The organism is Acinetobacter sp. Ac_3412, from assembly GCF_013072675.1.
In the GTDB taxonomy this organism is placed as follows: domain Bacteria; phylum Pseudomonadota; class Gammaproteobacteria; order Pseudomonadales; family Moraxellaceae; genus Acinetobacter; species Acinetobacter higginsii.
This window is the reverse complement of the sequence record NZ_LXUJ01000004.1, coordinates 68,783-93,772: the sequence shown is the minus strand read 5'-3', so window position 1 is coordinate 93,772 and position 24,990 is coordinate 68,783. Positions and strand designations below refer to the sequence as shown.

The following is a 24,990-nucleotide window of genomic DNA, read 5'->3' as shown; positions in this document are numbered from 1 at the left end:
AAATATTGTAGAGAATCTCCATGTCAGAGTTAAAAATTTCAGTAAGTGGTTTGGGTTATATTGGTCTGCCAACAGCAACCATGTTTGCAAATTATGGTGCGCATGTTATTGGACTAGATGTGAATCAGTATGCGATTGATACCATCAATGAAGGTAAGATTCATATTGTAGAGCCTGGTTTAGAAGAAATCGTAAAAAAAGTGGTATCTTCTGGACATTTAAAAGCATCGTTACAAGCAGAAAAAGCCGATGCTTTTCTGATTGCAGTGCCGACGCCATTTAAAGGTGAAGACCATACTCCCGACCTCTCTTATATTGAAGCTGCAGTAAATACCATTGCTCCTGTACTAGAAAAAGGTAATGTGGTTATTTTAGAGTCAACTTCGCCAGTCGGAGCGACAGAACAGATGGTCGAGTGGTTATCTGTCCTACGTCCTGATTTGAAATTTCCAAAACAAGCAACAGATACTGATGTTGATGTTCATGTCGCTTATTGCCCTGAACGTGTCCTGCCTGGGCATGTAATCCGTGAATTGGTTGAAAACAACCGTACTATCGGTGGTATGACTACGGCATGTACCCAAAAAGCAAAAGATGTTTATCAAATTTTTGTTAGAGGTGAATTGTTAGAGACCAATGCACGTACTGCAGAAATGACCAAGCTGACAGAAAATGCTTTCCGTGATGTCAATATTGCATTTGCCAATGAGCTTTCTTTGATTTGTGATCGTTTAGATATTGATGTATGGGAGTTAATTAAACTGGCGAACCATCATCCTCGAGTCAATATCTTAAGACCAGGTGCTGGTGTCGGTGGACACTGTATCGCAGTAGATCCATGGTTTATTGTCAATAAAACTCCTGATCTTGCTAAAATGGTACGTTCAGCCCGTGAAGTAAATGATTACAAACCACAGTGGGTTATTCAGCAAATTGAAAATGAAGTCCAAAAGCTAGGGAATTTGGGTCGTAAACCTAGTGTAGCATTGCTCGGTTTAGCATTTAAACCAGATATTGACGATTTACGTGAAAGCCCAGCGGTCGAAATTGCGAAAGAGTTTGGTCAAAACAATGACGTCGAATTGTTCTTGGTTGAGCCTCATATTCAAAAACTTCCAACAGAAATTACTAATGGTCGTTTAGTTGATTTGGAAGAAGCAATACAGCAGGCTGATGTAAATGTTATTTTAGTTGACCATTCGAACTTTATGGGTTTAAACAAAAACTATGCAGATAAACGAATTTTGAATTTTGTTGCAACTGTTTAAGTTAAAGAAATAATCCAAGCTACTGAAGTAATGTTTTAATTAATTTCTGTAGCTTGGTTCATTAATGATGTAAATGTACTTACTTCTTTTCAGGTAAATGTGGAACTGGAATTGATCGATGAATATTGAAAATATATTAGAGCAATTAAAACAAATGGACCAACAGGAGAAAGAAGCTTTTCTAAAAAATATTCAATATTTAATTGACGAACAGTATATTCCAAAATCTAAAGTACAAGAATTACAAAAAGAAATGAATGAACTGGTAAAAGAGAATAATATCGTTCGTCAAAAAGTTAATCAAAAATTTTCTAAAGCTGAGCATCAAACTATTGCTTTCCAGTTAGGAAAATCAATTCTTGATGTGTTGAATGGACATAAAAAAGTCAGACAACTACCCGGAATGAGCTTAAATTTAGCTTTGGAAGCTTTTCAACGTAAGGGTGAAGAAAATTTAACTCATAACCAAAAAAAATTATATGCGTTGATGAAGCAGAACGAAACTCCTGAAAAGCGTAATATAAAACAAATTTCAGTTTTTCTACTGAAAAAAGTGCTTGAAAAACTAGACAGTGAAAAGAAAGTAGAAAAAGAGGTTCCTTTTCTTGAAGGAGAATATAAAGATATTCAAGGTAAATTAATAAATGATTTACATGAGAAAGATCTATTTGAACTTAAGAAAATAGAAACAATTAAAATCGAGCCACAAGTAAAACGAGATAATGTCCTAAAAGAAACGGAAATTAACTCTGATGGCGGTAAATTAAAAATCGCTTGTATTATGGATGAGTTTACCTACTTTTGCTTTTCTCCTGAAGCAACGCTATTACAGCTTACACCTGAAAATTGGTTAGAAGAAGTTAGTGAGTTCCAGCCAGATATTCTATTTATAGAATCAGCTTGGCAAGGTAAAGAAAGTTTATGGAAAGCGAAAGTTAGCCAAAACTCGAGCGAGGTAGGGGCACTTATAAAATATTGCCATATGCACTCAATTAAGACATTATTCTGGAATAAAGAAGATCCTGTACATTTTGGAACGTTTATTGAGGTCGCAAAACAGGTAGATGTTGTCTTTACAACAGATATTGATTGTATTGGACGATATAAAGCACAAGTTGGACATGACCATGTCTATTTATTACCTTTCGCAGCGCAGCCTCAAGTCCATAACCCAATTGAAAAGTATGAGCGTAAAGATGCGTTCAATTTTGCAGGTTCTTTCTATTTAAAATATCCTGAAAGACAAAGAGATTTTGTTAATTTAACAGATGTTGCGATTAATTTTAGAAAATTAGAAATATATGATCGTAATTATAATAAGCCACATCCACACTATACGTTTCCAGAGAAATATCAACAGTATATTCTTGGGCGTTTAGAGCCACATGAAATTGATAAAGCATATAAGGGATATAATTATGGTATTAATATGAATACCATTAAGCAGTCCCAATCAATGTTTGCACGTCGAGTATTTGAAATGTTGGCTTCAAATACAATTGTTTTAAGCAACTACTCACGAGGTGTACGTAATTTCTTCGGTGATTTAGTTCTATGTTCTGATAACTCAAGTGAATTAGAGCAAAAGTTAAATCAAACTATGAGTAGCAAAGATGAGCTTGATAAATTTAGATTGTTAGGCTTGCGTAAAGTTTTATCTGAACATACATACGAAGACCGTCTAAACTATATTTTAAAAAAATTAAAGATAAAAAAAGAACAAAATAGATATTCAGTTGCAATTGTTGCTCAAACAAACAGTTTGGAAGAGTTTGAATATATCTATTCAATGTTCAAAGAGCAGAGCTACCGAGATAAGGTTCTGATTGTTAAAAATCCTAGTCAAAATACATTGCCAAAATATGATGATGTTTTTGAAGTTAAAGAAAAGAGTGATATTTTTTCTAGTTTAAATAAGTTGAATATAGATTTAGTAAGTTTTTTTACTTCTGAAAACAGCTATTTAAAAAATTATATTGAAGACTTAGCTTTAAGTTTCAGATATTTAAATGACTTAGGTGTAAAAGTTGCAACCAAAGATAGTTTTTATAATTTTATAGGGTCAGTTAAATTAGAAAGTGGCATCGAGTATCAGATGGTAGATTCATATATAATATCTCGATCTATGATTTCTGCTGGTGAAATTTTATCGAAAACTAACCTAATAGATCAATTTTTATCAGATAAATCTCTGAAAGTTGGTGATGCTGCTTTTTCTATTGATCGATTTAATTATATTGAAAATGGTGTACAAGCTTCTTTGGAAGATCAGAAAAAAGTATGCACTTTAGAAGATGGATTAGATATAGGAGTATGTTTAAATGAACAACTCTTACCTTATGCTGAAAAAATACAACCTCTATTTGAGGATAATAGAGATTCTGTAATTTATGATGCAAAATATTTTTCTGAAAGTATTACTACTTCTAATAAATTGATAAAATTCTCCATCAAAGATGATGCTGTTAATATTTTTTCATCTTTGGATGCTAAAAAGCATAATTATTTGCCTATTTTGTCAAAAGTGGGAGTAAAAACATCTGTTAAGAAAATTAAGCTTCTTGTAGATTGTCAAAGTAATTTTGATACACAGGTTGTAGTGGAATTTTTTGATTTTTCAGGAAATAAGAAAGATTTTAATATTTTTTCAATAAACGAAGAGTTAGAGATTTTATTACCAGATGGAGTTGACTATTTTAATTTGTCACTACGATTAAAAGGTTCAGGTCAATCAGTATTGAAGAAAATTTGTTACTCATCTACTGTAGAAAATAATCAGAAAAAATTTGATTTAGAAAACTCTTCAGTAATTATTTTAGATGCAGATTTCTTTAATAAAAACTTAGTAAAGCCCTCTTCAAATCAGATCCAATTCAAAAAAGTAGAAGACAAATTTGTTATTAAAACAACATTAGCTCCTACTAAGCATTGCTATATGTATATTAAGGAAAGTTTTACTAGAGAAGAGCTAAATTTAGTTCTCAATAGTGAGTTTGAACTAAAGGCACATACATCAGCCGAAGAGGTTAGAATTGTATTTGAATTTCAAGATGAGAATAAACAGAAAATTTCTCATTCAATGAATCCAATTCTTGGTGGTCATGCTTTAGCGATTCCTATGGAATGTCGATATGTTCGCATCGGTTTTAAAGTAGTGGGTGCAGGCTTGACAGAAATTGAAGGGTTACATATTGGGACTGTTAAAAATCCTATTAATAATTTTATTTCTAAGTCAAAAACGTTAGTTGTTGCAAAACAATACCCATCTTATAGTGATTTATATAAATATGGTTTCTTACATACACGTCTTCGCGCATATAAAAGAGAAAATCATTTAGCAGATATGTTTAAAGTGACAGCTTCAGTTCAAGAAGTAGGCTTTAATGAGTTTGAAGGAATTGATATTTTCTCACATAATCATGAAATGCTAGATCAATTATTAGCCTCAGGTGTATACAGTAAAGTATGTATTCATTTGATTGATAAAAAGATTTGGGATGTCGTAAAAAAATATCAGGATAAAGTTCAAATTATTATCTGGGTTCATGGAGCTGAAATCCAAGTTTGGCAACGTCGAGAATTTGAATTTGAGAATATGAGTGAGCAGGAAATTGTTCGTCAGAAAAAGCTAAGTGATCAACGACGTCACTTCTGGCGTAATCTAGTATTAAATGAGTTACGACCAAATACACAATTTGTATTTGTTTCACAATATTTTTTAGATGAATCAGAGCAGGATTTAGCAGTAAAATTTCCAACAGAACAAAGCCATATTATCCATAATTACATTGATACTAATTTTTTCCAATATAAGGAAAAGGTATCTACACAACGTTTTAAACTGCTTTCAATTAGACCATTTGCCAGTAGAAAATATGCAAATGATTTAACAGTAAAAGCAATTGAAGAATTAGCTAAGTATCCTAATTTCTCTAAATTCGATATTGCAATTTATGGAGATGGTGCATTGTTTGAAAAAACAACTCAACCACTGCAAAAATTTTCTAATGTCCAATTGCATAAAACATTCCTAAATCATAGCGAAATTGCCAAATTACATAAAGAATATGGGGTATTTATAGTTCCAACACGTATGGATAGCCAAGGTGTTTCTAGAGATGAAGCTATGTCCTCAGGATTAATACCAGTCACAACGTCAGTTACCGCTATTCCTGAATTTGTAGATAACCTCTGCGGAGTATTAGTAGATGGAGAGGACTATATTGATATGGCAAAACAAATATATCAGTTATCTAAAAATGCACGAAAGTTTAAACAATTAAGTAAACAGGCGGCTATTCGTGTAAATGAACAGAGTGGATATACCAACACTATTTGTAAAGAGTTGGATCTTCTTAAAAATTAAAGAGTAAGTAGTTGATAGATAATCTCTTGTGGAAATTAATGTTTTTGCAAGAGATTTATTTATTATGGTGACTAAAAAAGATTAGTGAGTTAGGTAAATTTTTATGGTGATTAGTAATAGTTTTGTTAACTATAGCAGATGGAATACAGAGGTTTATGAGTCGAAATATCATGATTTCATAAAGAAGGAAGAATTCTGCAATGGCATACATGTTATTAATTTGGGTGCTATTTCACTAGACTTACTATTACAAGGCTTCCAAAAAAAAGAAAATGGGTATTGCTTAGTGGTATTTGGGGGAGCATTAAGTAAAAAAGGCATACCACCTTTTTTTTCTGGAATAGAACTATCTAAAAGCCTGAATCTTCCGCTAATAAGTATTTCCGATCCCTCTTTATCCCTTTCAAATGATTTAACATTATCTTGGTATGCTGGTAATCATTTAGAACGTAATTTACCTGAGAAAATTTCGGTTATACTAGATCAAATTTTTGAAAAATTACAAATTAAGCCAATTTTAATTGGAGGGTCTGGTGGTGGCTTCGCATCATTAATACAAACTAGTTTGTTAAAGACAGCAGCTAAAACAGTGGTGTGGAATCCACAAACTAGTATTGCTGAATATTATCCTAATCATGTTATTAATTATTTGAAATCTTGTTTTCCTGTTTTTAAAAATGAAGTTAAAGAGTGTATTGCAATAAGTGGGCCAAAAAAGAAAAAGGAAATACTAAAGCTTATAGAAAAAATAGGGCTGATTAATACATCTCCTATTTTGGAAGATGCTGATATTTTATATCTTCAGAATATTTCTGATAAATACCATATTGAAAATCATTTTAAGCCGTATTTTCAATCAATAAAAAATATTGAAAGATTGGGTGTGAATTCTTTTGGTAATCTTAATGGACTAAATATTCATATGGGAAATTGGGGGGAGGGCCATGTGCCTCCTAGCAGAGATATTCTTATCGATATAATTAATAAAATTATAGAAGGGAAATCTATGTCAGAGATAGCTACCAAGCTTTCTATTCCCTACCAAGATCAAGACTATGTTCCAAAATTCTCATTAAAAGAAGATATAGAAAACGATAAAATAAATTTTAAAATTATTGATCAAGAGGATAGTAGAGCAGTAGAGGTTTACTTAGATAACTCTAAAATTAATCAAAACTTAGAATATGCTATCTATTTTTTAAAAAATGGACAAAAAGTAAAAACTGTGTGGTATCAACCAGAATCTATTTTTGAGTTACCATCTCAGGATATAGATAGTATTTCTCTGTTTGTCAAAGATTTTTTTGGTGGGAAAATACAACAAGTACATCAGTGTAGAATAAATGGAAAATTGAATAAAAAAATTGAGATAGTGGAGCGTTGTAAGAAGATATTTCCTTACGTAATTGGTGGTGATTTTCAGGATTTGAAAAAAAATGGCTGGGTACCAAGACATGATATAAAAAGCATTGCTCTTATCCCTCCTATTGTATGGAAACATAGTGATAATAATGTAAATTTTAACTTAAATGCGTGGAGATTTATGTCTGCAGCATGGGCATTTTATGTAAGAAATCCATCTAAAGAGAATGCTGAAATAGCCGTGGATTTTAATCTTAATATCATGCTTGATTGGTATGAAAACTCTTCTAAATATAGATCAACATATACTTGGTATGATATGGGAGTTGCCTTCAGATCTTTTCATTTAGGATTTCTAAAATTTTTAATTTCTGAATTTCATATGGAAATTTCTAGTTCAGTACAAGTTATTATTGATGAACTAATCAATGATCATATTATATGGCTGTCTAAAGAAGAAAATTTAGGAGTAGGGAATCATGCACTTTATCAAGTAATAGCGTTAAAAACTTTATGTTTTATTGTTAATGTTAAAAACCATGATGATTTTTGTATATCCAACTTAAATATTTTGCTTGATAAGTATTTTGATCAAAATTCAGTAAGTGCTGAGAATTCACCCTTCTATCATTTTTACAACCTAAATATTATAAAAAAAATAAATGTTGAAATATTTGATAGTATGAAAGATAGAATAAACCATATAGTAAAAAATGGAGATTTAGTCACTAAGTGGTTTACTGCACCAACTAAAGAGTTTTTTAGGATTGGTGATACTGAAGGAAATGGTATTCTTTTAGAGGAAAAAGATTTAATAAACTCTCAAGTGATTGATGTAAAAAACAACTTGTGTATTTACAACGATTTGCACTCTTCTGGTTATCAGATCATTAGAAGCCATCCTAATGCTATATTGTCACCATTTGCTTTTATTTTCTATGGACCTAGTATTTCTAATGTTCATCAACATTGTGATGGCTTATCTTTTATTTATTATCATAATAATATTGAATTATTCTCTGATCCTGGTAAGTACACTTATCAGTATGTCCCATTAAGACAATGGTTTGCTTCAGATGTATCTCATAATACAGTTGGTTTAGAGAATATTTCTTACGAAACTGTACCTTTAGGTAATGTTAAATTATCGCCTATGAAAATAATGGAAGATCGTTTTACCTTGGAAGGATTTGAAATTAAATCTGAATTAATAAACACAAGGAGAAAGATTGAATTTATTCCAAATGAACTAATTGAAATTGAAGATTTGGTCTTAAACAGTAGTTCTCAAAATACGGAGTTAAGATTTTTGATGGGAGATACTATCTTTCTAAAAGAATTTCAAGGAAATGTTTACATATATCATAATGAAATTAATGAAAAACCTATAGGCGTAATGTCATTTAATCCTTCTCCTTATCGAGTTAAAATAGTGAAAAGAGAGGATGGTAGTGCATTTATTAGCAAAAAATATAATGAAAAAACAGCGACTGAGCAATTGTTGCTTTCCTATTCTAATAAGATAGGTAAAGTCAAAACCTTAATCAAATTCTTAGATGTTTAAGAAATTATTTAGATTTAATATGCATGTTGGTACGTTTATGAAAAATATTTTGATTTATGGTAGTTGTGTCTCTAGAGATACATTAGAACTAGTTCCTAAAGACAGCTATAATTTGGTTGGTTATTTCGCAAGAAGTTCGCTAGCTACATTAAGCTCTGAGTTAGATAATTCTAGTATAAAAGAAGAATATACTCAAAATTTGAACAAAATAACTTCTGCTTTTCAAAGAAGAATGGTTGAATATGATTTTGATAGAAGTATATTAAAAAGTATAGAAAAAAATAACTTTGATGTACTTTTAATGGATTTAATTGATGAAAGATTTCATTTAGCTGTATTAAGTAATAATTCTTATGTGACACGTTCGAATGAGTTTTTAAGAGCATCTATAAAACCTAAGAGCACGATCAATGCTCATAGTGATAAGTTCTTCGAATTATGGACAAGAGGAGTTAAAAATTTTCTAAAGAACTTAACAGAAAATGCTGGGATTGAAAAAATTTTAATCCAAAAAACTTATTGGACGAATAAGCTCGATAACGGAAATTCTATTCCTGATATATCTGATGAAAAAGTAAAAGAAGAAAATGAAAAATTAGAAAAAATGTACTTATTTTTAGAAAAATATTTAAATAAAGACCAATTTATAGTTGTTCCTGATAGATTACTTTTATCTAAGTCGGAACATAAATGGGGGATTTCTCCATTTCATTATATTGATGAATATTATAATTTTATTAATCTTAGATTATTTGCTTAATTTAAATTTCTTAGTCTATGTCCCTGAATTTCTGCCCAAAGTGCAGAATATTCAGGGCGCTTAATTTTCTGCTGAGCTAACAACTGAAAGAATGCTTTTAACAGGTAAGGTGGGGCCGTACCAGTGACTTTCGCTTCTGCATTTATCTGTTGTTTGAGTTTCATTTCAAAGCGTTGCTGGTTGGCTTGCCGCTGTTGGTGATAGAGACTCTTTTTATCTTTCTCATGATGAATATGTAAAAAGTATTGTTTTTTTAGCAATTGTTCCAGTTGACTCTCTGCCAAGATGGCTCGAAAACCTGTAGCCATCATCGGTGCGAGATAGGTTTCATCAAGTAATAAGGCTGGTTGATAATCGATTAAGCCTTTATGCTGAAACAGGCGCAGCATAAAATCAAAATCCTCATAGCCATGTCCTATAAACTGTTCATCAAAACCATGAATTGCGTGTACAGACTTCAAGTCGGTAATGATGATGGACGATGGGAAGGCGAGATGTAAAATCAGGTCTCGCCTAAAGTCATAATAGGCGTGTCTAAACGCCGCTAATGTCAGGTGGTTGACCTGCTTGCTGCCTTTTTTACTCAAATACAAACATGGGTACATACACAACTGTGCAGGATCCTGTTGTACCTCGGTAAATGCGTTATGGATTTGCTGAAGATTGATATGAATATCGATATCAAGAAACATGACATAGCGTGTTTGTACCTGCGCCAATGCAATATTTCTTAGCCGAGAAAGATGTCCACTGGCACTGTGGTCAATCACCAGCGTAATTTGTGGGCAGCCTGCAATGATCTTTTTGAGTTGTTGTACTTGGCGTTCTGGTTGTGCATTACAGCCTAAAATAAAATCAATGGACTGGTCTTGTGCGATTGCGACCAGACGTTTGATTCGTTGCAAAATATCATGGCTACGATAGCTTAAGTCGATTGGAATGACGATTGATAAATCAACCGCACCATAATCAGGTCTTTTCTTTTTCGAGAAAAAAAATTTAAGCATATAAGTAGGGGTGATCGATTTGGCAACTGTTGAGGATGTCTTTTAACCATTGTTTCACCGTATAGTGGGTGAATACATGATCACAAGCATAACTTATTTTTTCGTTTTGTTGCTGACTTAATCCATAGCTGAGTTGGGTAAATAATTCATCTGCCTGTTCCTGTGTTTCAACCACTTCACAGAGATCTGGAAATAAATTCTGTAGGGCAAGACTCGGGTTACTAATCACCAGACGACCACTGGCCATTCCTTCGACCACTCTTCTTGAGAGCATGGTGGGCGAGGTGGTGACTGAGTTGACGTTAATAATTTGTTGAAATTTACGCATAATATGTCCCGTCCCACGATAAGGGACCGAGTGTAAATATTCAGCTTTTAGCGTTGCGGGGAACTTATAATTTTTATCTTTTTTGTCATCGTGTCGGTTGATGATGCATAGGCCATGCGGTACGGCAGCTTGAAATAAGATATCTTGCCATTTACGACGTTCCGGGAACATATGATGCATATAGCTGCCCATAAATAAGCTAGAACGAGAAACTGTTTGGCTGATTGGGGCAGGATAGTGAATTTTGGGCTGAAACGGGAAATTCAAATAATTAATTTTTGCGTCTGGGCACAAGCGTTGATAATTCGGGATGGATGCACGGTCGGTGGTAAAAATAAAATCAAATAAACGTGCAGAATCAATAAATTGATCAAAATGATACGGGTCTTCTTTATTCCAGAAAATTGTTGGAATTTGATGTTTTTTAGCCCATTGAATCAGTGCCTTGACTTTATCATTATTGCGTCTTGGATGCTCGGGATAGTCTGCGATATGGTATTGCCATTTCCGCTGCTGACCTAACCATGCAGATTCAACTAAGACAAAATCAATCTTCCCTGGGAAAAAATGATAGAACCAGTGTTGGTATGAAATTAAATTTACGTTAGCTTCTAAATTAAGCGCGCTATATGTAAAGTCATCCAAGACAGCTAAAATGTTAATTGATTTTTCCATTAAAAAACTTAATTTGAATTAGTGGCTTAGTTTCAAATATCCCCCACCATAGGGTAGAAAAAATTTTGAAAAGAATATGTGATATAATAGTAAATGAACTGCGCCAACATTGTAAACGTTCATATGTTAGATTACATTCCTTTTGGGATTAAGAAAATATATTTTTTTAAAAACAATGATTTATATAATTCATTGACTCAAGAAATCGAAAAACGCACAAACACGAAAAATAATAAAATATTTTGGGGTTGGGGGCGTAAGAACAGTTTTAAAAAAGCACAAGCATTCGCTTTGGAGCAGCATGGTATTGCCATGTGTGCAGAAGACGGCTTTATCCGTTCTTTAGGTCTCGGTAAAGCGGGTTATCAACCACTTTCTGTCGTTTTAGATCAATCGGGTATTTATTTTGATGCGACACAATCCTCGGATTTAGAAAAAATCATCTTGGCGTTATCACTTTCTGAAGATGAGATATTACAAGCGCAAGCATTGATTCAAAAGATTTTGAATGCGGGTATCAGCAAATACAATTTACATTACCAATCACTTGAATTAAGCAAATTTCATAATCAAAAAAATATCCTTGTGGTTGATCAAACCATGGGGGATCAATCGATTCCCTATGCAATGGCATCGGCAGAAAGTTTTAATAGCATGCTGCAACAAGCGCTAACTGATCATCCTGATGCAACTATTTGGGTGAAAATACATCCTGATGTTTTAGCCGGAAAAGCTCAAAGCCACTTTTCACTTGAGCACCTCAACGCACCCAATATCAAGCTACTGACAGAGAATTATAATCCGATCGAATTGTGCCAGCACATGTCGGAAGTCTATGTGGTGAGTTCTCAATTGGGCTTCGAAGCATTATTGTGCGGCAAGCCAGTGAATTGCTTTGGCATTCCGTGGTATGCAGGCTGGGGGTTAACACACGATCGCATGCAATTGCCTGAAGCGATTCAAAGCCGTAGACATGTCTCGCGGAGTATTGAACAGCTTTTTGCTGCGGCTTATTTACGCTATGCCAAATATGTTTCGCCTGTTTCACAGCAGATCTGTGAATTGCAGGAAATTGTAGATATTCTGATTCCTAATATTGAATTTCAAAAACAAATCCCCGCTACAACTGTGGTGGCTTATGGTTTTAGTCGATGGAAGAAGAGCTTTATTAAAGATTTTCTGGCCTTTCCTCAGGTTGAACTACGCTTTAAACACTGGCGTAAACCAGCTAAAGATCAAGCCATTGTGGCATGGGGTAAAAAGGCGGCATTACTCAAGCAACAAGGTTACCAAAAGGTATGGACGGTTGAAGATGGTTTTCTTCGCTCGTTGGGACTCGGTGCTAAACTTATTAGGCCTTTTTCATTGGTCTTTGATGATGTTGGAATCTACTACGATGCCACGCGTCCATCACGTTTGGAACAGCTACTGAATCAGGTACAGCTCAGCCCAGAGCAGCAGTGGCGTATTCAATCGTTGGTACAGCAGATCATTCAAAATAAACTGACCAAATATAACGTTGGTCAGCAGCTTTCAGATGGTGTTCAAGCGCTTCAGAATATTGAGAAAAAAATCATTTTAGTGGTGGGACAGGTTGAAGATGACTTATCAATTCAGCTGGGCGGAATCGACATTAAAACCAATCTGGCTTTGATCGAAGAAGTGCGAAAAAACCACCCCGATGCTTATATTATTTACAAACCTCACCCCGATGTCGAAGAAGGACTCAGAAAGGGCAAAATTGCATGGGATGAGATGAAGCATCTGGTCGATCGGGTTGAAAAAAACGTATCTATTATCACACTATTCGAATATATTGATGAGCTGCACACAATCACCTCTTTATCTGGATTTGAAGCACTGTTAAGAAACATTAAAGTATACTGTTATGGTATGCCGTTTTATGCAGGTTGGGGGGTTACAGTTGATCGACACACATGTGAGAGAAGACAACGTAAGCTCACAGTGGACGAGTTAGCGTTTAGTGTTTTGGTAGAATATCCTGTTTATAATTTACCGCAGACACGTATATTACAGATTCCGTTGGTCACACCAGAACATGTGATGCAACAGATATGCAAATTACAGCAAACGGCCGAGAAATCTCCATCAAGCGTTTGGTCATGGATGTTTACACGCTTGCGTGAATTGAAAATAAAGTTTTAGGATTAGAGATTGTCTATATATCTAGATGAGCTATTGTCAGCCAAAAAAGTTGTGTTATTACAAGGTCCAATAGGCTCATTCTTCACAGATTTGTCAGACTGGCTTACAACCAAACAAATTGAGTGTTTTAAAGTCAATTTTAATGCGGGGGACTGGCGTTACTATCACTCTCGCCCGAATATTTGGCATTACCGAAAAAAATCAACTGATTTTGGCGCTTGGTTGTCTGAACATATTCAGCAAAATCAAATTGATGCGATTGTATGTTTCGGCGATTGTCGTTTCTACCATCAACAGGCACACGCGGTTGCGCAACAGTTGCAGATCAAGTTCTATGTGTTTGAGGAAGGTTATATTCGCCCAGACTACCTCACCTTTGAGGCGGATGGGGTCAATGACTTTTCGAATTTTAAACAACTGTTCTTAGCTGAAAATAATCAGGACGCTGTAGAGCTGCATCGTGAATCCAGTGATAACCACTACCACCTGATGCTGTGGAGCGGTTTTCAATATTATCTGTGTTGGGCTTTGCTGTTCTGGCTTTATCCTTTTTATCGACATCATCGGGGTTATAACCCAGTACAAGAGTTTGGCTACTGGTTTATGGCGATGTTACGTCGCTTTAAAAACTCCTTGGTTGAGCCGAAGCGCTTTGATGCCTTTATTCAGCAACACAGTAAGAATTATTTTATCTATACCTTACAAGTACATAATGATTCACAAGTTCGTGTACATAGTGATTACACGGATATTCGCGACTGTATCGTCGAGATTCTTCACTCTTTTGCACAGCATGCCAACCCAGTGCACCATTTAGTACTCAAGCATCATCCGATGGACCGTGGTTATCGTCAGTATGCTCAGTTGATTCAGGACGTCTCAGCAAAGCTAGGGATAGAGGATCGGGTTCATTATTTCTGTGACATCCATTTGCCGACTTTATTAAAACATGGTCTAGGTTTGGTCACGATTAATAGTACAACGGGGATTCAGGCACTTTATCACCACATTCCGGTAAAGACTTTGGGGCGTTCGCTATATGATTTGCCTGGGTTAACCGTACAAGGTGATCTGGATGCGTTCTGGTGTAATCCGACTCCACCCGATGAAGCCTATTTTCATCTATTTAGAGAAAAACTGATTGAAATAACCCAATTAAATGGGGCCTATTACGGCAAAAATTTCTGGATGAAATAATAAAAAAAGCCCTTAAAACAGGGCTTTTTTATTGGGTACAAGTTTATATCCCCATATCTAAATATAAAGACTCTTTGACTTCTTCCATCACAATATAGCTATGTGAAGAGGCGGAGGCTGGCAGTTTTTTTAATAAATCACCTAATAGGCGGCGATAGGCACTCATTTCCTTTAAGCGTGCTTTGACCAGATAATCAAACTCACCTGAAATCAGATGGCATTCCAGTACTTCTGGAATATCAACCAGATCTCGTGCCACCTGATCAAATACATCGCCAGATTTGGCAGACAGTTTGATTTCAAGAAACACCAGCAGGCTGCGATCGACATAAGCTGGGTTGAGTCGAGCATAGTAGCCCACAATAATCCCTTCACGCTCCAAACGCTTCACTCGTTCTGAGCAGGGCGTGGTGGACAGGTTGACCCGAGATGCCAACTCACTGATGGCAATGCGGCCTTCACGTTGCAAAATATCTAAAATCTGGCGATCAATCCGGTCTAATTTACGCATAGAAGATTCCCTTTTATTTTAATTTTTTCGCGACGAAAATATGAAATTACCTAGATTATAGTCATAAAATCAGTGAAAAAAACTATTGATCCAAAAATATACTAGTTAAATAACCTAGTGTGTGCTTGAGGGATCTGTTATGCGCGTAATCGTTTTAGGAAGTGGCGTCATTGGTGTGGCAAGTGCTTATTATCTTGCACAACAAGGTGCGCAAGTGACGGTACTTGACCGTCAATCAGGACCTGCCAAAGAAACCAGTTTTGGTAATGCAGGTCAAATCTCCCCAGGATACTCAACCCCATGGGCAGCACCGGGTATTCCTTTTAAAGCAGTCAAGTGGATGTTCCAGCATCACGCGCCATTAGCCATTAATATTGATGGCAGTATGTGGCAGTTGCAGTGGATGGCACAGATGCTGAAAAACTGTAATCCACAAAGCTATGCAGTGAACAAAGAACGCATGATGCGTGTGGCAGAATACAGCCGTGACTGCTTACGTGATTTAAGAGCACAAACCGGCATTAACTACGAAAACCGTTCAAAGGGCACCTTACAAGTGTTCCGTAGCGACGCGCAACTTGAAGCGGTACAACGTGATATTCAAGTGTTGCAAGAGTGTGGTGTCGACTTCGCTTTACTGAATGCCCAAGAACTGGCGAGTGTAGAGCCGGCTTTAGCCCATACCGATAAACTGGTCGGTGGCTTACATTTACCGAATGATGAAACGGGCGATTGCTATTTATTTACCAATGCCTTGGCAAAACTGGCGCAAGATTTGGGTGTGGAATTCAAATTCGACCAAAATGTTGAAAACCTGATTGTTGAAGGCGATGAAATCAAAGGCGTCAAGGTCAATGGTGAAGTTCTCACTGCGGATCGTTATGTCTTGGCCTTTGGTAGTTACTCTCGGGACTTCCTGAAACCACTGGAACTGAATTTACCGGTTTATCCAGTCAAAGGTTATTCACTGACCATTCCGATTGTAGAGCCAAAATTTGCACCACAATCAACGGTATTGGATGAGACTTACAAAGTTGCAATTACCCGTTTTGATCAACGAATTCGTGTCGGCGGTATGGCTGAATTGAGCGGCTTCAATCTTGGATTGAATCAAGATCGTCGTGCCACATTGGAAATGGTGACTCAGGACTTGTTCCCGGGTGGAGATTTAGCTCAAGCCTCATTCTGGACTGGCCTACGTCCAATGACTCCAGACAGTACCCCAATTATTGGTGCAACCCAGTACAAGAATCTGTTCCTGAATACAGGGCACGGCACTTTAGGTTGGACCATGGCCTGTGGTTCAGGCAAGTTGATCAGTGATCTGGTTATGAACCATCGCCCTGACATTAGTACCGATGGTTTGTCGATTCAACGTTATTCACACGCCGCTTAATTGCACAGACAGGGAAGTTAATTATGCCTCGTCCAATTACTGCGGTGATCCATGCCCAAGCCTTACGCCAAAACCTTGCGGTGGTAAGGCAATCGGTTCCGAACAGCAAAGTGTTTGCTGTGGTCAAAGCCAATGCTTATGGACATGGAATTGAACGTGTTTATGCATCTTTTAAAAGCGCCGATGGTTTTGCCTTACTCGATTTGGACGAAGCAAAACGTCTGCGGGCTTTGGGCTGGACCGGCCCGATTTTATTGCTGGAAGGAATTTTCTCTGCCCAAGACCTGTTTGATTGTGTGCAGTATCAATTGAGTTTTACCGTACACAATACCCAACAGGTGGCTTGGATACAGCAGCATGCCTATCCCGCTCAATTCGATATTTTCCTGAAAATGAACAGTGGTATGAACCGTTTAGGGTTTAAACCACAACAATATCGTGACATTTGGCAGCAGCTGAGCCAGTCGGACAACATTGCCAGCATCACTCATATGATGCATTTCTCCGATGCTGATGGGGACCGTTTTGGTGAAACTGGCATTGACTATCAATTGCAGCAATTCGACGCAGCGATTGAAGGTTTACCGGGAGAAAGATCGGTCAGTAACAGTGCTGCAATCTTAAGATATCAAACTCAACTACAGTCAGACTATGTGCGTGGCGGCATCATGCTGTACGGCAGTTCGCCCGATTATCCCAAACATACCATTCAGGACTGGGGCCTTGCGCCGAGTATGAGCTTGCGCAGCGAGATTATTGCCGTACAAGAACTCAATGCCAATGAAAGTGTGGGCTACGGTTCTAGCTATGTGGCCGAGCAACCGATCCGAATTGGCATCGTGGCCTGTGGCTATGCCGATGGTTATCAACGCATTTCAGCAACAGGAACCCCAGTTTTGGTCAATGGGATTCGCACCCAAATCATTGGACGGGTCAGCATGGATATGCTGGCGGTAGACCTCAGCCCGATCAGCGATGCTGATGTTGGCAGTGAAGTGGTGCTTTGGGGCCAGTCCAGTTCAGGCACAATTTTAGCCATTGATGAAGTGGCAGCAGGTTCAGGCACCATCGGTTATGAACTGATGTGTGGCGTGACTGCACGTGTTTCATTTATTACTCAGGAATAAGGATTTCTTATGTCTCATTCAGATATTCAAAAGCTCAATACCAATGAAGTCATGAGCGCAGTGACGATATTCAATCAAGTGGTGTATTTGTCAGGACAAGTGCCTAAAAATGCGGACTTAGATATTGAAGGGCAAACCCGTGAAGTGTTGGCAACCATTGAACAACTTTTGGCTTCAGCAGGAACCGATAAATCACGTTTATTGTCTGCACAATTATTTCTTAAAGACCTGTCTGATTTCCCTGTGGTTAACACCATCTGGATTGACTGGTTAAAAGGTCATGTTGCACCTTCGCGTGCCACTATTCAGGCAGACTTGGTCAATCCGAAGTGGTTGATCGAAATTGCAGTCATTGCAGCACAAAAATAAAGCGATCCGCTTTATTTTTGTTTAAAAAATATAAAAAAAGAAGAAAAGTAACGTATTTGCAGTAGATAAAACGTAGTCAGATACGTATTTTCTTGCAATCGAAATGAGTCAGCCGTCTTTAAAAGACAGCTAGGGTATGGCGTATAAATCAAGTGCTGACTCATTTAGGAAAAAAGTAAAAGGAACTTTATATGACGGTTACATCTCATCAGTCAGAAGGCGAACAGTCGCCCCAAGACTTACAACGTAAACTCTCCAATCGCCATTTGCAGTTGATCGCCATCGGCGGTGCCATTGGTACAGGGCTCTTTATGGGCTCAGGCAAAACCATCTCTTTGGCAGGCCCATCAATTCTGTTTATTTACATGATTATTGGTGGCATGTTTTTCTTCTTAATGCGGGCGCTCGGTGAATTGTTGCTTGCCAACCTGCATTACAAATCCTTTGTCGATATGGCACATGACCTGATTGGGCCATGGGCAGGCTATTACATGGGCTGGACCTATTGGTTAGGTTGGGTGCTGGTTGGTATTGCCGATCTGGCCGCCGTGATCAATTATCTCACCTTCTGGCTGCCCGAAGGCACCATGTTTACTCCAATTGGTCAGGCTGCCATTAGTGCAGGCTGTGTGCTGTTTGTACTGTTCTTGAATTTGCTGACGGTACGTCTGTTTGGTGAAATTGAGTTCTGGTTTGCGCTGATCAAGATTTTAGCGATTATTGGCTTGATTGGTGTTGGTGGCTATATGATCTTTAGCCATTTTCAGGCACCGCATGGCACTGTCGCTTCGCTCAGTAATGTCTGGTCGCATGGTGGTATGTTTCCAAAAGGTCTGGATGGTTTCTTGGCCGGTTTCCAGATCGCGGTATTTGCCTTTGTCGGGGTGGAACTGATTGGAACCACTGCGGCTGAAACCAAAGACCCGCATAAGAATTTGCCTAAGGCGATTAATGCGATTCCGATTCGGATTATCTTGTTCTATGTGTTGGCTTTATTGGTGGTGATGTCCGTGACACCGTGGAATATTATCCGTGCAGACAAGAGCCCATTTGTGGAGTTATTCTTAAATGCAGGGATTGTCACCTCAGCCATCATCATGAATTTGGTGGTCCTGTCTTCAGTGATGTCTTCGATGAACAGTGGAGTGTTCTCCACCAGTAGGATGCTATTTGGTTTATCTAAAGATGGTCAGGCGCCGAATGCCTTTGGTCGTTTATCGAAAAGTGCCGTGCCAGCCAATGGTTTGATTTTCTCTTGTGTCTTCATCATGGGCGGTGCGGTACTACAATATTTTGTACCGAATACCCTTGAGGCCTTTACGCTGGCGAGTTCACTGTGTGTGATTCTATTCATTAGTGTCTGGAGTCTGATTATGGTCTGCTATCTGCGCTACCGTAAATTACTTCCAGAATTGCATGCTCAATCCAAGTTTAAAATGCCGGGTGGCGTATTCATGTCTTATATCGTGATTGCCTTCTTGTTATTTGCGTTGGTGATTTTGGCACTTGAACCAGATACCTTAAAAGCCCTGTATGTTAGCCCGTTGTGGGTGATCATTTTGGCTGTAACCTATCAGTTGATGTATAAACCACGCATGAAAAAAATGGGTCGTGAATTGGCACAATAATTCTTGTCTATTGAGTAAGAAACCGATCTATATTGATCGGTTTTTTATGGTCTAGCCAATGTGTTTAATCCACCAATAAGTGCTGATATTGATCAGCCTGTTTGCGTAGATAATCCCAGACCAGTTTAATACGGGGCTCATGCTGTAGATCGACAAAGGTCAGCATCCAAAAGGTATGGGTATAGCGCACCTGTTGCTCCAATACGGCTTCAAGCTCGGGCTTATCATCGGCCAAAAACTTGGGCAAAATCGCCAATCCTGCACCCGCACTCACTGCAATCTGCTGCGCTAAAATACTACTGCTGCGGAAATTAGCGTTCAGTTTTAAAGGTAAGCGTTCCAGACAGTACAGCTCGGGGCTATAGACCAAATCATCAATATAATTGACGAAGCGATGCGGGGTTAAATCTTGTAAATGCCGAATCGGGGGATGCTGAGACAGATAGCTTTTGCTGCCATAAATTTTTAAACAATAATCTGAGAGTCGCGTAATGATATAGGGACCAGAGGTGGGTCGTTCAATCGAGACCACAATATCTGCTTCACGATGCGACAACTTGATCATTTTCGGCACTGGAATCAGGTCAATGGTGAGCGAGGGATACTGTATGGAAAACTCTGCTAACAAGCGTGCCAAAAATGCGGTACCAAAACCTTCAGGTGTGCCAATTCGCACACGGCCTTGCAAAGGTTGATGCGGTTTTTCAATTTGCAGAAAAGCGTATTCCATTTGCTCAACCCGCGGTACCAATGCCAAACCCTCCATAGTCAGCTCGTAGCCAGAGGCTTCGCGTTTAAATAGGGTAATGCCTAAAGCCTGCTCCAACGCCTGAATCCGCCGCGCTACAGTGCTGTGTTCCACGCCAATAATGCGGGCGGCATTGGTTAAGGTTTTGGTTCGTGCCAACACTAAAAAAAACTGTAGATGATCCCAATCCACTTTCATTATTATGGTCTTCCTTGTGCATATTTGCACAATGATCGTGCATTAATTTGCGTTGGTGGTCAAAGCTTTCTTTGCTAGTCTCGAATAAAACCTGAATAAAGAAAATACGACGATCGATATTTTCTGAACACTGAACACAATAAAAATACGGCCTATGGAGAGGTTATGAACACAATCCAAAATATTCAATTGGAAACAGCCAAGTTACTCATTAATGGCCGTTTTATCGAATCTGAAACCCAACAATGGCAAGACATTATTAATCCTGCAACGCAGGAAGTGATTGGTCGTGTGCCATTTGCCACGGTGCAGGAAGTCGATGCGGCAATTCAGTCTGCACAAGCAGCATTTGCGTCTTGGCGTCAGACCCCGATTCAGGCGCGTATGCGTATCATGCTGAAACTGCAAGACCTGATTCGTGCCAACATGAAGGAGATTGCACAGGTACTGACGGCTGAACAAGGCAAGACTTTGGCGGATGCCGAAGGGGATATTCAACGCGGTCTGGAAGTAGTTGAGCATGCCTGTTCGATTGGTACTTTGCAGATGGGTGAATACGTTGAAGGCGTGGCACGTAGTGTCGATACTTATACCTTACAGCAGCCTTTGGGCGTGTGCGCAGGCATTACCCCATTTAATTTCCCAGCCATGATTCCGCTCTGGATGTTCCCAATGGCGATTGTCTGTGGCAATACCTTTGTATTGAAACCTTCTGAGCAAGACCCATTGTCGACCATGATGCTGGTCGAACTTGCGATTCAGGCAGGCATTCCAGCAGGGGTGCTCAATGTGGTGCATGGCGGTAAAGAGGTGGTTGATCGTCTGTGTACGCATCCAGATATTAAAGCGATTTCCTTTGTCGGTTCGACCGCAGTGGGCACCCATGTGTATAACCTTGCAGGACAACATGGCAAACGGGTGCAGTCGATGATGGGCGCGAAAAACCATGTCGCGGTAATGCCTGATGCCAATAAAGAACAAACGCTGAATGCTTTAGTCGGTGCGGCATTTGGTGCAGCAGGGCAACGTTGTATGGCGTTGTCAGTTGCGGTGATGGTCGGAGACAGTAAACACTGGATTGCAGAGTTGGTTGAAAAGGCCAAAACATTAACTGTTAATGCCGGGCATGAACCGAATACTGATATTGGCCCTGTGATTTCAAAACGTGCCAAAGCGCGTGTACTGGATTTGATCAATAGTGGTGTTGAACAAGGTGCAGAACTACTGCTTGATGGCCGCGATGTTCAGGTACACGGTTATGAGTCAGGCAATTTTGTCGGAGCGACGATTTTCAGTGGTGTAAATACGGATATGCGTATTTATAAAGAAGAAATCTTTGGTCCTGTGCTGGCGATTATTTGTGTCGATACGCTTGAAGAGGCGATTGCGCTGATCAATGCCAATCCATTTGGTAATGGTGTGGGATTATTTACTCAAAGTGGTGCGATTGCGCGTACTTTCCAGAACCTGATTGATATCGGTCAAGTCGGCATCAATATTCCAATTCCTGTCCCAGTACCGTTCTTTAGTTTTACCGGTTCTCGTGGTTCAAAACTCGGTGATTTAGGCCCTTATGGCAAACAGGCTGTGCAGTTCTATACCCAAACCAAAACCATTACCAGTCGCTGGTTTGAAGACAGTCATGAAGTGGGCGGTGTCAATACCACCATCAGTTTACGTTAACAAGGGGATCACGGATGAATATCGCCTTTATCGGTCTAGGCAATATGGGCGGCAGAATGGCCCACAACCTACTTAAAGCCGGACTTACCGTCTATGGTTATGACCTCAGCGAAGTGGCCATTCAGCACTTTGCCGAGGCGGGTGGTGTGGTGTGTGACAGCCCTCAAGCGGCTGCCAAACAAGCCGATGTGCTGATCAGCATGTTACCTGCCGCCAAACATGTCAAAGAAGTCTATCTTGGTGAAGAGGGGGTACTTGAAGTACTGAAAGCGGGTAGCTTATGTATCGATAGCAGTACCATTGATCCACAAACCATCAAGGATATTGCTGCGATTGCGCAGAGTAAAAACATTCATATTTGTGATGCACCTGTTTCGGGTGGCACCATTGGCGCACAAGCGGGGACCTTGACCTTTATGGTGGGTGCCAATGATCAGACTTTTGACGAAGTCAAACCTGTACTCAGCCACATGGGCAAAAACGTGGTGCATTGCGGTGAGGTGGGTGCAGGTCAAATTGCCAAAATCTGCAATAACTTGATCCTCGGAATTTCTATGGCTGCCGTGGCAGAAGGCATGGCGCTCGGTGCTAAACTGGGTATTGATCCACAAGCCTTGGCCGGTGTAATTAACACCTCAAGTGGTCGTTGCTGGAGTTCGGAAGTCTGTAATCCATGGCCACAGATTAATGAAAATGCGCCCGCTTCGCGTGGCTATCAAGATGGTTTTGCCACGCAGTTGATGCTGAAAGACCTAGGGCTTGCAGTAGAAGCGGCAGGGCAGGTCAAACAACCGATTGTGTTGGGTGGTATGGTGCAACAGCTGTATCAGCAAATGTGTATGCGTGGCAATGCACATCTCGATTTTTCCAGCATTATTCAGCAATACCTGCCGCCAGAGGCATAACAGCTCAGGCCAAAGGATGGCTATCAAAAAATTAAACCGTGTCATGAATAACAATCAAACCAGACTGAGGGAACACAGATGTTGAATTATAAAGAGACGGTACAGGCTTTTGATCTGCAAAGTACAGCAACACAGATGCTGTCAGGTTCAGTCGATGCATTGAATGCCTGTTATGAATGTTGTGATCGCCACGCACAAAGCGACAAGATCGCATTGTATTGGCAAGGCAAAGATGGCCGAAAAGAACAGTATACCTTTCGCCAGTTACAGCAATGGTCGAGTCAATTTGCCAATTTTTTAAAATCGCAGGGTGTAAAAGCAGGTGATCGTATTTCAGGATTACTGCCGAGAACACCAGAGTTGCTGGTGACGATTTTTGCCGCTTGGCGGATTGGTGTGGTATATCAACCTTTGTTTACTGCATTTGGGCCAAAGGCAATCGAGCATCGCCTACAACTGGCCCAAAGTAAGCTAGTGGTGACTGATGTGGTGAACCGCAGCAAACTCGATGAAGTTGAGCGTTGCCCCGCAATTGTCACGGTTGCAGATCAGCAAGCGACACCGTTAAATCCAGAAGACTTTAATTTCTGGGATGAAGTACAGCATCAACCTGAGCACTGTGACTTGGTCATGCGAAGCCTTCAAGATCCATTTTTATTGATGTTTACGTCAGGAACGACAGGACCTGCAAAACCTTTAGAAGTGCCGTTAAAAGCCTTATTGGCATTTGCGCGCTATATGCAAGATGCGGTTGGTCTCAGAGAAGAGGATTCATTCTGGAATATTGCCGATCCAGGATGGGCATATGGCCTGTACTTCGGTATTACTGGCCCCTTATTCTTAGGGCATGCCATCTTGTTCTATGACGGTGGTTTTAGTACCGATAGCCTGTGCCAGATAGTGAAGGATTATCAGATTACCAATCTGGCAGGTGCACCTACGGCTTATCGCATGATGATGGCGGCGGACCCTGCTCAGATGGCCGCGTTAAAAGGCCAGTTCCGTGTGGTCAGTAGTGCAGGAGAGCCATTGAATCCAGAAGTGATTCGCTGGTTTAAACAGGTGTTGGATGCGCCGATTTATGATCATTATGGGCAAACTGAAGTGGGCATGGTGGTGTGTAATCACCATGGTTTAAGCCATGAAGTTCGTGCAGGTTCGGCGGGTTTTGCCAGTGCAGGTTATCGTGTTGCCGTCGTGAATGAACAAGGTGAAGAATTGCCTGCAGATACACCCGGGATTTTAGCGGTCGATATCAGCCAATCCCCGATGATGTGGTTTGGTGGCTATCATGAAACGCGTAAATCGCCTTTTATTGGGCAGTACTATTTGACTGGCGATACTGCCGAATTGCATGCCGACGGCAGCATGAGTTTTGTTGGGCGCAGTGATGATGTGATTACTACTTCGGGCTATCGGATTGGACCGTTTGATGTGGAAAGTGCCTTACTCGAACATGATGCAGTGGTTGAAGCGGCAGTGATCGGGGTGCCTGATCCAGAGCGGACCGAGGTGGTGAAAGCCTTTGTAATTTTATCGGCAGGCATTCAGCCTTTGGAGCAACTGGCTGAGGAATTGAGTCAGTTTGTGAAAAAACGCCTGTCTGCCCATGCCTATCCGCGTTTGGTCGAGTTTGTCACTGAATTGCCAAAAACCCCAAGCGGCAAGATTCAGCGTTTTTTATTACGTCATCAGGAAATTGCGAAACAGCAAGCGAAAGCAGGGTAAGGAA

The 24,990-nt window shown here is 39.2% G+C and carries 17 protein-coding genes; 13 read left to right on the top strand and 4 right to left on the bottom strand.

The genetic code is table 11. The annotated features are described in order from the left end of the window. The first annotated feature begins 20 nt into the window (after window positions 1-20). From wecC to A7P54_RS03010, 4 genes are all read left to right on the top strand, one after another. Window positions 21-1,268: a UDP-N-acetyl-D-mannosamine dehydrogenase gene (gene wecC, locus A7P54_RS03025; protein WP_171548601.1), complete on the top strand. Its 1,248-nt coding sequence runs from the start codon at window positions 21-23 to the stop codon at window positions 1,266-1,268. Between the two features lie 118 nt (window positions 1,269-1,386). Then, window positions 1,387-5,634 carry a glycosyltransferase gene (locus tag A7P54_RS03020; protein ID WP_171548600.1) on the top strand — a complete coding sequence of 1,416 codons (4,248 nt, stop codon included), beginning with the start codon at window positions 1,387-1,389 and terminating at the stop codon, window positions 5,632-5,634. A 103-nt stretch (window positions 5,635-5,737) separates the two neighbouring features. Next, window positions 5,738-8,560: a heparinase II/III family protein gene (locus A7P54_RS03015; protein ID WP_171548599.1), complete on the top strand. Its 2,823-nt coding sequence runs from the start codon at window positions 5,738-5,740 to the stop codon at window positions 8,558-8,560. Between the two features lie 37 nt (window positions 8,561-8,597). After that, the gene (locus tag A7P54_RS03010; RefSeq protein WP_171548598.1) at window positions 8,598-9,320 is read left to right on the top strand and encodes a DUF6270 domain-containing protein; all 723 of its coding nucleotides are present in this window, start codon (window positions 8,598-8,600) and stop codon (window positions 9,318-9,320) included. On the opposite strand, the gene A7P54_RS03005 is transcribed toward A7P54_RS03010, so the two are convergent. Both A7P54_RS03005 and A7P54_RS03000 read right to left on the bottom strand, forming a co-directional pair. Next, window positions 9,317-10,327: a galactosyltransferase-related protein gene (locus A7P54_RS03005; protein WP_171548597.1), complete on the bottom strand. Its 1,011-nt coding sequence runs from the start codon at window positions 10,325-10,327 to the stop codon at window positions 9,317-9,319. The genes A7P54_RS03010 and A7P54_RS03005 overlap by 4 nt on opposite strands. Continuing rightward, window positions 10,320-11,330 carry a glycosyltransferase gene (locus tag A7P54_RS03000; protein WP_171548596.1) on the bottom strand — a complete coding sequence of 337 codons (1,011 nt, stop codon included), beginning with the start codon at window positions 11,328-11,330 and terminating at the stop codon, window positions 10,320-10,322. The genes A7P54_RS03005 and A7P54_RS03000 overlap by 8 nt, the downstream gene beginning before the upstream one ends. Window positions 11,331-11,522: 192 nt before the next feature. Between A7P54_RS03000 and A7P54_RS02995 the strand changes: the two genes are divergently transcribed. Both A7P54_RS02995 and A7P54_RS02990 read left to right on the top strand, forming a co-directional pair. Further along, window positions 11,523-13,496: a capsular polysaccharide biosynthesis protein gene (locus A7P54_RS02995; protein WP_252728584.1), complete on the top strand. Its 1,974-nt coding sequence runs from the start codon at window positions 11,523-11,525 to the stop codon at window positions 13,494-13,496. A 9-nt stretch (window positions 13,497-13,505) separates the two neighbouring features. After that, window positions 13,506-14,693 (top strand): capsular biosynthesis protein, encoded by a 1,188-nt coding sequence (locus tag A7P54_RS02990; RefSeq protein ID WP_171548594.1) that lies wholly within the window; start codon window positions 13,506-13,508, stop codon window positions 14,691-14,693. A gap of 43 nt (window positions 14,694-14,736) precedes the next feature. Here A7P54_RS02990 and A7P54_RS02985 read toward each other — a convergent pair whose 3' ends face one another. Then, window positions 14,737-15,204 carry an Lrp/AsnC ligand binding domain-containing protein gene (locus A7P54_RS02985; protein WP_005200824.1) on the bottom strand — a complete coding sequence of 156 codons (468 nt, stop codon included), beginning with the start codon at window positions 15,202-15,204 and terminating at the stop codon, window positions 14,737-14,739. Between the two features lie 139 nt (window positions 15,205-15,343). Here A7P54_RS02985 and A7P54_RS02980 point away from each other — a divergent pair, with 139 nt between their 5' ends. From A7P54_RS02980 to A7P54_RS02965, 4 genes are all read left to right on the top strand, one after another. Next, window positions 15,344-16,600: a D-amino acid dehydrogenase gene (locus tag A7P54_RS02980; protein WP_033133737.1), complete on the top strand. Its 1,257-nt coding sequence runs from the start codon at window positions 15,344-15,346 to the stop codon at window positions 16,598-16,600. Between the two features lie 23 nt (window positions 16,601-16,623). Beyond that, window positions 16,624-17,727, top strand: coding sequence for an alanine racemase (alr, locus tag A7P54_RS02975; protein WP_171548593.1), 1,104 nt, complete (start codon window positions 16,624-16,626; stop codon window positions 17,725-17,727). Between the two features lie 9 nt (window positions 17,728-17,736). After that, window positions 17,737-18,096 carry a RidA family protein gene (locus tag A7P54_RS02970; protein WP_216077023.1) on the top strand — a complete coding sequence of 120 codons (360 nt, stop codon included), beginning with the start codon at window positions 17,737-17,739 and terminating at the stop codon, window positions 18,094-18,096. 191 nt (window positions 18,097-18,287) lie between these two features. Further along, a complete protein-coding gene (locus tag A7P54_RS02965) occupies window positions 18,288-19,724 on the top strand; it encodes an amino acid permease (RefSeq protein ID WP_171548592.1) in 1,437 nt (478 codons plus the stop codon). Window positions 19,725-19,788: 64 nt separating this feature from the next. Here the strand turns inward: A7P54_RS02965 and A7P54_RS02960 are convergent, their stop codons facing one another. After that, entirely contained in the window at window positions 19,789-20,670 is an 882-nt protein-coding gene (locus tag A7P54_RS02960; RefSeq protein WP_005200816.1) for a LysR family transcriptional regulator, read from the bottom strand. A gap of 165 nt (window positions 20,671-20,835) precedes the next feature. Between A7P54_RS02960 and A7P54_RS02955 the strand changes: the two genes are divergently transcribed. The 3 genes from A7P54_RS02955 (at window position 20,836) to A7P54_RS02945 (ending at window position 24,986) form a co-directional block, all read left to right on the top strand. Continuing rightward, on the top strand, window positions 20,836-22,353 hold the full coding sequence (locus A7P54_RS02955) for a CoA-acylating methylmalonate-semialdehyde dehydrogenase (RefSeq protein WP_171548591.1): 1,518 nt from the start codon (window positions 20,836-20,838) through the stop codon (window positions 22,351-22,353). A gap of 14 nt (window positions 22,354-22,367) precedes the next feature. Then, window positions 22,368-23,258, top strand: a complete 891-nt coding sequence (mmsB, locus tag A7P54_RS02950) for a 3-hydroxyisobutyrate dehydrogenase (RefSeq protein WP_171548590.1) — start codon at window positions 22,368-22,370, stop codon at window positions 23,256-23,258. A 78-nt stretch (window positions 23,259-23,336) separates the two neighbouring features. Beyond that, window positions 23,337-24,986, top strand: coding sequence for an AMP-binding protein (locus A7P54_RS02945; protein WP_171548589.1), 1,650 nt, complete (start codon window positions 23,337-23,339; stop codon window positions 24,984-24,986). The last annotated feature ends 4 nt before the right edge of the window (window positions 24,987-24,990 follow it).